Annotated in this window: 8 protein-coding genes; 6 read left to right on the forward strand and 2 right to left on the reverse strand. The window is 72.8% G+C overall.

What is annotated here, in order from left to right:
• Window positions 1-57 precede the first annotated feature (57 nt).
• Window positions 58-525 (reverse strand): metallopeptidase family protein, encoded by a 468-nt coding sequence (locus tag ACFWY9_RS37165; RefSeq protein ID WP_378329360.1) that lies wholly within the window; start codon window positions 523-525, stop codon window positions 58-60.
• 86 nt (window positions 526-611) lie between these two features.
• Between ACFWY9_RS37165 and ACFWY9_RS37170 the strand changes: the two genes are divergently transcribed.
• From ACFWY9_RS37170 to ACFWY9_RS37195, 6 genes are all read left to right on the forward strand, one after another.
• Window positions 612-965, forward strand: a complete 354-nt coding sequence (locus ACFWY9_RS37170) for a DUF3499 domain-containing protein (protein ID WP_378329326.1) — start codon at window positions 612-614, stop codon at window positions 963-965.
• A 75-nt stretch (window positions 966-1040) separates the two neighbouring features.
• A complete protein-coding gene (locus ACFWY9_RS37175; protein WP_378329325.1) occupies window positions 1041-2396 on the forward strand; it encodes a phosphomannomutase/phosphoglucomutase in 1356 nt (451 codons plus the stop codon).
• Window positions 2397-2482: 86 nt separating this feature from the next.
• A complete protein-coding gene (locus ACFWY9_RS37180) occupies window positions 2483-2704 on the forward strand; it encodes a Trm112 family protein (protein ID WP_378329324.1) in 222 nt (73 codons plus the stop codon).
• On the forward strand, window positions 2688-3782 hold the full coding sequence (locus tag ACFWY9_RS37185) for a hypothetical protein (protein WP_378329323.1): 1095 nt from the start codon (window positions 2688-2690) through the stop codon (window positions 3780-3782). Before ACFWY9_RS37180 ends, ACFWY9_RS37185 begins: the two co-directional genes overlap by 17 nt.
• 76 nt (window positions 3783-3858) lie before the next feature.
• Window positions 3859-5082, forward strand: a complete 1224-nt coding sequence (gene manA / locus ACFWY9_RS37190; RefSeq protein ID WP_378329359.1) for a mannose-6-phosphate isomerase, class I — start codon at window positions 3859-3861, stop codon at window positions 5080-5082.
• Window positions 5083-5252: 170 nt separating this feature from the next.
• Complete coding sequence (locus ACFWY9_RS37195; protein ID WP_378329322.1) at window positions 5253-5819, forward strand: hypothetical protein; 567 nt, start codon at window positions 5253-5255, stop codon at window positions 5817-5819.
• A gap of 262 nt (window positions 5820-6081) precedes the next feature.
• Here ACFWY9_RS37195 and ACFWY9_RS37200 read toward each other — a convergent pair.
• A partial coding sequence (locus tag ACFWY9_RS37200; RefSeq protein ID WP_378341095.1) for an ATP-binding protein occupies window positions 6082-8606 on the reverse strand: 2525 nt, incomplete at its 5' end.

Here is an 8606-nt window from a genome sequence, read left to right on the forward strand (position 1 = left end):
CCTTATGGGCGTCGGAAGCCCGTAAGGTGGCCTTGACGGCATGTCCGGGGGAGAGCGCTACTCGCCTTCGATGACGTCCGGTTCGACGCCGAGGTAGCCCGCGACCTGCTCGACCAGCACGTCGTGGACGAGCTCCGCCAGCTCCGACGGGTCCTTCGCTCGGGCTTCGAGGGGACGCCGGTAGAGCACGATCCGCGCCCGAGTCGGTAGTCCGGCTCGGTCGACTCCGGCGGGCACGAGCCGCGACAGCGGCACGGCGCCGTCGTGCAGGACGCCGTCTGCGGGGGCACGGCCGTCCAGCCGTACCTCGGGGACGTCGTCCACGGCCACATCGAGTTTCGTCAGCTCGTGGCGCCAGCGGGCCTCGATGGGCTCCAGCGCGTCGAGGACCAGCGCGTCGAACCGCTCGGCCCGGCTCGCGGCAGCGGGCAGCGTCGACGGGTAGAGCGCGCCGCGCAGGCCCCGGCCGTGCCGGTCCCGGCGCAGGCGCCGCCGCTGTCGGTAGTCACGAGCCTCGCGAGCCATTGCCACGATCCGAAGTCTAGGCGGTCGGCGAGTGGTCGCGCGTGTCGCCGGTGCCGCGTGACGGCGACACGCTATCGTTCGTCTTCGTGCGGAGCGTTCGAAAGTGTTCGCGAACGGGTTGTCCCGAACCCGCTGTCGCGACGCTCACGTATGCCTACCGCGATTCGACCGCCGTCGTCGGGCCACTCGCTACGGCGTCCGAGCCGCATTCCTACGACCTCTGCGAAGCCCACGCGCTGCGGCTGACCGTGCCCAAGGGCTGGGAAGTCGTCCGGCACGAAGGCGAGTTCGCCGCGCCCGACCCGTCGGCCGACGAGCTCACCGCGCTGGCCGAAGCCGTCCGCGAGGCGGGCCGCTCCGACCGCCCGCCGCCCGCTCCGGAGCCCGAGGGACCCTCGGGCAGGCGAGGTCACCTGCGGGTACTGCCCGGTCGCGCCTGAGGTCGGCCGCCGCCGGTAGGCTTTCCGGCGCGGCGCGACCGGCGCCGGGACGAGGACTATCGGCGGGGAGATGGCGTGCCAGACCTTTCGGGCATCGTGAAGGCCTACGACATTCGCGGCGTGGTCGGCGAGCAGCTCGACGCAGCACTCGTACGCGACTTCGGCGCCGCGTTCGCCCTGCTCGTCAAGGCCGACGCCACCGCGGTCGTCATCGGCCACGACATGCGCGACTCCTCACCGGAGCTGTCCGCCGCGTTCGCCGACGGCGTGACCTCGCAGGGCGTCGACGTGGTGTCGATCGGGCTGGCCAGCACCGACCAGCTGTACTTCGCCTCCGGCTCGCTCGACCTGCCGGGCGCGATGTTCACCGCCAGCCACAACCCGGCCAAGTACAACGGCATCAAGCTGTGCCGCGCCGGAGCCGCCCCGGTCGGGCAGGACACCGGCCTCGCCGAGATCCGCGACACCGTCGAGCAGGGCGTACCCGCCTTCGACGGCGAGCGCGGCAGCGTCACCGAGCGGGACGTCCTCGGCGACTACGCCGCCTACCTGCGCAAGCTGGTCGACCTCTCGGGCGGCCGTCCGCTGAAGGTCGTCGTCGACGCCGGGAACGGCATGGGCGGGCACACCGTGCCGACCGTGTTCGAGGGCCTGCCCATCGACGTCGTCCCGATGTACTTCGAGCTCGACGGCACCTTCCCGAACCACGAGGCCAACCCGCTGGACCCGAAGAACATCGTCGACCTGCAGGCGAAGGTGCGCGAGGTCGGCGCCGACGCCGGGCTGGCTTTCGACGGCGACGCCGATCGCTGTTTCGTCGTCGACGAGCGCGGCGAGCCGGTTTCGCCGAGCGCGATCACCGCGCTGGTGGCCGTGCGCGAGCTGGCCAAGGAGCCGGGCGGCACGATCATCCACAACCTGATCACGTCCAAGGGGGTGCCGGAGATCGTCGCCGAGCACGGCGGCAAGCCGGTCCGCACCCGTGTCGGGCACTCGTTCATCAAGGCCGAGATGGCCCGTACCGGCGCGATCTTCGGCGGCGAGCACTCCGCGCACTACTACTTCCGCGACTTCTGGCGTGCCGACACCGGGATGCTCGCCGCGCTGCACGTCCTCGCCGCGCTCGGCGAGCAGAGCGGCCCGCTGTCCGAGCTGACCAGCGCGTACTCCCGCTACGCCGCGTCGGGTGAGATCAACTCGACCGTGTCGGACCAGGTCGCGCGCATGATCGCGGTCAAGGACGCCTTCGCGGCCAAGCCCGGCACCGAGATCGACGAGCTGGACGGGCTGACCGTGCAGCTGCCCGGCGGCGCGTGGTTCAACCTCCGCCCGTCCAACACGGAGCCGCTGCTCCGGTTGAACGTGGAGGCCGCGGATGTTAACGCCGTGCGCGCGCTCACCGACGAAGTCCTCGCCCTTGTCCGCGCCTGAAACCCGTCCGTCGCAGGGCGTCCCCGGGCCGATTCGTTTCCGGAAGGTGCCCCTCATGTCACCCCCTCGCGTGGTATGGAGGAACCATGGCCATCACGCTTGACGCACAGCTGCTCGAGATCCTCGCGTGCCCATCGCCGGATCACGCCCCGCTGCGTCCTGGCACGCCGGCCGACCCGGACGCCGACGCGCTGACGTGCACCGAGTGCGGCCGCGTCTACCCGGTCCGGGACGGGATCCCGGTGCTGCTGCTCGACGAGGCCACTTCGCCGACCGATCCGGATGACTCCCATGCCGACGGTGCTTGACGATTCGCTGCTCGACGATCCCGCGCGACTGGCCGAGGCCGACAGCGCGGGGCTGCTGCGTGCCGCCGCGATGGCGGGCGCGCAGGTGCGGGCGACCGCCGAGGCGGCGGCGGAACTGGAGCTGGCCGAGCGGCTCGATCTCGGCAGGCCGCGGGCACTCGTGCTCATCGACCGGCCGGGGGTCAGCCGGACGGTGACCCGGCTGCTCGCCGCGCTGCTGACGCCTTCGTGCCCGGTGCCGGTCGTCGTGGCCGAGGCCGTGCCGAACTGGATCGGCGCCCTCGACGTCGTGTTCGCGCACACCGACGACGCCGGTGACCGCGAGCTCGCCGCGTCGCTGGAGCGCGCGGCGCGCTACGGCGCGTCCGTGGTGCTCTCCGCGCCCGCGGAAGGCCCGGTCGCCGCCGCGGTGGCGGGCAAGGGCGTGCTGCTGACCCCGCGGATCCCGGTGCCGCCGGAGCTGGCGTTCCCGCGCGGGCTCGCCGCCGGACTGCTCACCGCGAACGCGCTGGGCCTGCTCGTCGCCGACGTCCAGCAGCTCGCCGATCAGCTCGACCTCGAAGCCGAGAAGAACTACCTGGCGCGGGAGACCTTCGCGAACCCCGCCAAGGCGCTCGCGTTACGCGTCGCCGAGCGGGTCCCGCTGCTGTGGGGTCTCGACCCGGTGGCGGTCGCCGTCGGCGAACACGCCGCGCACGCCTTCGCCGCCCACGCCGCCACGGTGTGCGACGTCGAGGACTATCGTCAGGCGCTGGCGCGGCCGGCGCTGCGCCGCGCGGCGCAGGCGGGTGACACCGAGCGGGACATCTTCGCCGATCCGGACGACGGTCCCGCCGGGGCCAGGATCAGGCTGCTGCTGCTTTCGGTACGGACGGGGCCCGCGGCCGACGCCGCGCGCTTCCAGGCGGACGAGCTGCTGCCGGGCGCGGACGTGATCGTCCCGGCCGAGGAGATCGAGGCGGACGAGATCGTCCGCGCCGCGGTGCTGGCACTGCGGTTCGAGCTGGCGGCCGTCTATCTCGGGCTGGCCGCGGGCAGCATCGGCGGTGCGGGGCGGTACGAGCCCGCCACCGTCTGAGTCCCCGTGCGAGCGGGGCGGGGCGCGCCCGCGTGATCGGTGCGCGCCGAAGTGAGGATTGGGAGTTGAGGTGACAGTGGAGCTGCTGCGCAATGCCGTGCGGCCCTACGCGTGGGGATCGAGAACGGCGATCCCCGAGCTGCTGGGACGTCCGGTGCCGGCGCCGCACCCGGAGGCCGAGCTGTGGATGGGCGCCCACCCGGGCGACCCGTCGCACGTGATCGGCCCGGACGGCACCGAACGGAGCCTGCTGGAACTCGTCGACGCCGACCCGATCGGGCAGCTGGGCGAACGTTGTGCGCGGCACTGGGGCGGCAGGCTGCCGTTCCTGCTGAAGATCCTCGCCGCCGAGGAGCCGCTGTCGATGCAGGCCCACCCGTCGGCCGAACAGGCCGCCGAGGGGCACGCACGTGAGGAACGCGCCGGGATCCCGCGCGACGCGGCGAACCGCAACTACCCCGACCCGACCGCGAAACCCGAACTCGTGTGCGCGCTGACGGAGTTCCACGCGCTCGCCGGATTCCGTGCTCCGGAGCGCACGATCGCGCTGCTCCAGGCGATCGAGACGCCGGGGCTGGCCAAGTACGCGGTGCTGCTGGAGGCGCAGCCGGACCCGGCAGGGCTGCGCGCGTTGTTCACGACGTGGATCACCCTGCCGCAGGCCTCGCTCGACGAACTGCTGCCGGAGGTGCTGGACTCGTGTGTCCAGCACGTCAAGGCGCACGGCGAATTCAGCGAGGAGTGCCGGACCATCCTCGAACTCGGCGAGGCGCACCCGCGCGACGCCGGGGTGCTCGCCGCGCTGCTGCTCAACCGCCTCACGCTGCGGGCGGGCGAGGCGATCTACCTGCCCGCCGGGAACCTGCACCTCTACCTGCACGGCACCGCGGTCGAAATCCTGGCGAACTCGGACAACATCCTGCGCTGCGGGCTGACCCCCAAGCACGTCGACGTGCCGGAGCTGCTGCGGGTCGTGGACTTCGCGTGTGGCGAGATGCCGGTGCAGTCCGGGCGGCAGGACGGGCGGATGGCGGTCTACCACACCGACGCGCCGGAGTTCGAGCTGTCGCGGGTCGAATGGGCCGCGGGCGAGACGGACGAGATCGTCGTCGACTGCGCGGGCCCGCAGATCCTGCTGTGCACCGCGGGGGACCTCCTGGTGACCGCGGCCGACGGCGAACAGGTCGAACTGCGCCGCGGCCGGTCGGTGTGGCTGCCCGCGGCCGATCCGCCGGTCCGCGTCCGCCCGCTCGACGGCACCGCCTCGCAGCTCTTCCGGGCCACTCCCGGCACCTGCTGACCCCCTCCTGACGAGCACCCCGGTGGCTTTGCCCCCGGGGTGCTGTTTGTCGTGCCTGGGGGGCGACGAGTGTGTTCGTTCCGTGTGGCGGGCTTCTCCACTATCACCCATTGGGGTGGTCCTGCCGGTCCGGTGGCCGCCCAGGAGAACCGACAAAGGAGAACAAGCTCGTGACTTCCTATCCCGACGCGGCGGCCGGGCAGCTGCGTCAAGGCCCGCCTGTGGCACCGGCGGCCCAGCGCCCGGCGCGGCCCGGCGTGCTGTTCGCGGCACTCGGTGTCGCGGTGCTCTCGGCGCTCACCGCGATCGTCGACGGCGTCATGATCATGTCGGGCGGCCGCGAACTCGCCGCCGACCTCGCGGCGAAGGTCGTCGCCTCGGTGACCGGCGAATCGGCCGACGCCGTCAAGGCGGGCGGCGGCATGCTGTTCGACGCGGCCGTCGAGCAGGCGCAGTCCTCGCTCCAGGTCCGTGGCGTGATGACGATCGTCTTCGGGGTGCTGCTGCTCATCTGCGCGGCGCTCATGCAGGGCGCGGCCGTCTGGGCCCGTGTCCTCGTCACGCTGACCGCGCTGCTCAACGCGCTCATCGCGTTGCGCGTCGCGACCGACGACGAGGGCGGCACCGGCGCCATGCAGGGCGTGGCCTGGCTCGCCGTCGCCACCGCGCTCGTGGCGATCGTGCTGGCGTGGCTGCCCGCCAATCACCGGTACGCCAAGGCCCGCAAGGGTTTCTAGAGGTTTCGGGGGTGGTGTCGGCTACCGAGGGGGGCCGGCACCAACCCCGATGCAACGCGACACCGGACAGGCCCCCGAGAATCAGCCCTTCCGGTGTGCCCGCAAGGCCATCCCTGATCCCGCCCGGCCCTCGCCTCCACCCTCACGGAGGCGCTGCGTTCCCCGGGCGGGAGCATCAGCCAGGGGTGGCCTTGTCGGCGTCGTATCCCCTGCGGACTCGGTGTCCCCCGGTGTACCCGGCGTCCCTTGTGGACTTTCCGGGTCAGCGGGGTTCGGTCAGTGTCAGTAGCGCCTTTTCGAGCACCGACGCGCTGGCGTCGCGAGGGTCCCGCAACCGTTCGGCCTCGCGGCGTGCCACCGCGGCGGCTTCGGAGTTCCCCGTCATCTCGTGCGCGCGGCCGAGGACCTGCCAGGTCAGGTTCGTCGCCGCCCGGCCGCCCATGGTGCGGAATTCGGCCAGGCACTCCAGCAGCACCGGAATCGCTTGCGCCGCACGGCCTTCGCCGATCCAGCTCGCCGCGAGCGCCCGGGTGCAGGACAGCTCCCTCGGGCGCTCGTCCAGTTGCCGTGCCAGGTCTAGCGCGCCCTTGAACGCCGCTACCGCCTCCCCGCGCGCGCCCAGCCCGGCGTGGATGGCGCCCTGGGTGCGCAACGACTTCGCCAGCGCGGATTTCGCCGTCGTGTGCCGCAGCAGCCGCACCGACTCGTCGATCGCCTCCGCCGCGTCCCCCGGGTTCCCGGTCAGCTGCAGGGACCACGAGAACCCTTGCAACGCCACGCCGATCCGCCGGGTGTCCCCGGCACGCTTCGCCAGTGCGAGCGTCGCCCGGTCGACGTCGAGTGCCTCGGCGACCCTGCCGAGCCGGTGCAGTGCCGCGGACTGGGCCCGCTGCACCCATTCGAGACCCGCTTCATCACCGTCCACAGTGAACAGTTCGTGGGCGCGTCCGGCAGCGTCCAGCGCCTCCTCCGCGTGCCCGAGCCCGGTCAGGCAGTGCGCGAGGTTGGCCTCGGTCCACGCCTGTGCTGGGCGGTCATCGAGTGATTCCAGCTCCTTGGCGCATGCGCGATATCCGGCGACCGCGTCTTCGTACTGGCCGTTGCTGTGCCGTAGCAGGCTCAGCATGGCGGTGGCGAGCGCCGCGCAGTGCTGGTCCCCGGCCTCGACGGCGGCTCGGTGCAGCACCTCACTCGCCGAGCACAGATCGGCGTAGTGCCCGTCCAGATAGACGTACGTACTGAGCTTTTCCAGTAGCAGCAACGCATCCTCGCGCCAGCCCACCGCGCAGAACGTGCCGATCGCGGTGACCAGATTGGCGCGTTCCGCCGCGAACCAGGCCTCCGGCCGGGCGAGCAGCCGCTCGACCAGCTCGGGTGGCAACGGCTGGGCGGGCAGTGGCCGGGCCGGTGCTGGCATCGGCACCGTGCGGGGGAGCCGCGCGGCGGCCGCGTCGGCGAGGCACAGCGCCGCGTCGGCCACCCCGCGAATCGAGGCGACGCGCTCCGCGTGGCTCTCCAGTTTCACGCCCTGCTCGGCGGCGAACACCCGGACGAGATCGTGCATGCGATACCGCGGCTCGCCGCCGGGATCGGCGCCCGTCGGCTGGAGCAGGCTCGCCTCGATGAGCTCCTCGATGGCCTCGTCCGCGTCGTCGCTGTTACCAATCCGGCCAAAAGCAGGCGGATACGGGCCGCGGCCGATCTGCTCGTCGGGACCTGTTTCCGCCGTGACTGTGGTCGGATTGGTAACCAACGGCGCAGTACCCGCGATCAGGGTGACGGCCGCCCAGTGCGGGAGATCGTGCCCCCGGCAGCCGCCGAGCCGCCGGAACGCGCGCTGGGCGGCCGGGCGCAGCGCCGCGTAGCTCAGCGCGATGCTGCCGCGGACCCGCAGATCGCTCACGGTCAGCTCGTCGAGCCTGCGTGCCTCGTCCTCCAGCCGGTCGGCGAGCAGGCCCAGCCGCAGTTGTGGCCGGACCGCGAGCCTGCTGCCCGCGATGCGCAGCGCGAGCGGGAGGAAACCGCAGGCGACGGCGATCCGTTCGGCATCGGCCTGCTGGCTGCCGACGCGTTCGGCACCCGCGAGCCGCCGCAGCAACGCGCTCGCGTCGCTCGCCGACAGCGGCCCCAGCGACAGCCGATGTGCCCCGGCGAGGCCGCTGAGCCTGCGTCTGCTGGTGACCACCACCGCGCAGCCGGGCGTGCCTGGCAGCAGGGTGCGGACGTGTTCCGGGTCGGCGGCGTCGTCCAGCACCACCAGCACCCGCCGATCGGCCAGCCTGCCGCGGTAGACCGCCGCGCGGGCCTGGAGGTCGTCGGGGATCGCCGGGCCGGTGACGCCCAGCGCGCGCAGCAGATCGGTCAGGACCTCGCCGAGGTCGCGCGGTGCGGCGGCACCGGCCAGCGGTACGTACAGCTGACCGTCCGGATAGGACGCGCGCAGCACATGTGCCGCACGCACCGCAAGGGTGCTCTTCCCGGCGCCGGGCTCCCCGGTGATCACCGTGACCGGGACGTCCGCCTCGTCGCCGGTGATCAGCGCCGCCAGTTCGGCGAGCTCGGCCTCGCGCCCGGCGAAGTCCGCGATGTCCGGCGGCAGCTGGCACAGCGGCCACACCGGCGGAGCCGCGACGGTGAGGCCCTGGGGGACGGGATCTTCGCCGCGCAGCACCGCCGCGTGCACCCGGCGGGCTTCGGCGCCTGGTTCGACGCCGAGCTCGTCGATCAGCGTGGCGCGCAGCCCCCGGTAGACGGTGAGCGCGTCGGCCTGGCGGCCCGCGCGGTGGA

It is taken from the genome of Amycolatopsis sp. NPDC059027 (assembly GCF_042739735.1).
In the GTDB taxonomy this organism is placed as follows: Bacteria; Actinomycetota; Actinomycetes; order Mycobacteriales; family Pseudonocardiaceae; genus Amycolatopsis.

Excerpts from the sequence above, each read along its gene's own strand:
- ACFWY9_RS37165 (WP_378329360.1), bottom strand. The coding sequence starts at position 525 with ATGGCTCGCGAGGCTCGTGACTACCGACAGCGGCGGCGCCTGCGCCGG.
- ACFWY9_RS37180 (WP_378329324.1), top strand. The coding sequence starts at position 2,483 with ATGGCCATCACGCTTGACGCACAGCTGCTCGAGATCCTCGCGTGCCCA.
- ACFWY9_RS37185 (WP_378329323.1), top strand. The coding sequence starts at position 2,688 with ATGCCGACGGTGCTTGACGATTCGCTGCTCGACGATCCCGCGCGACTG.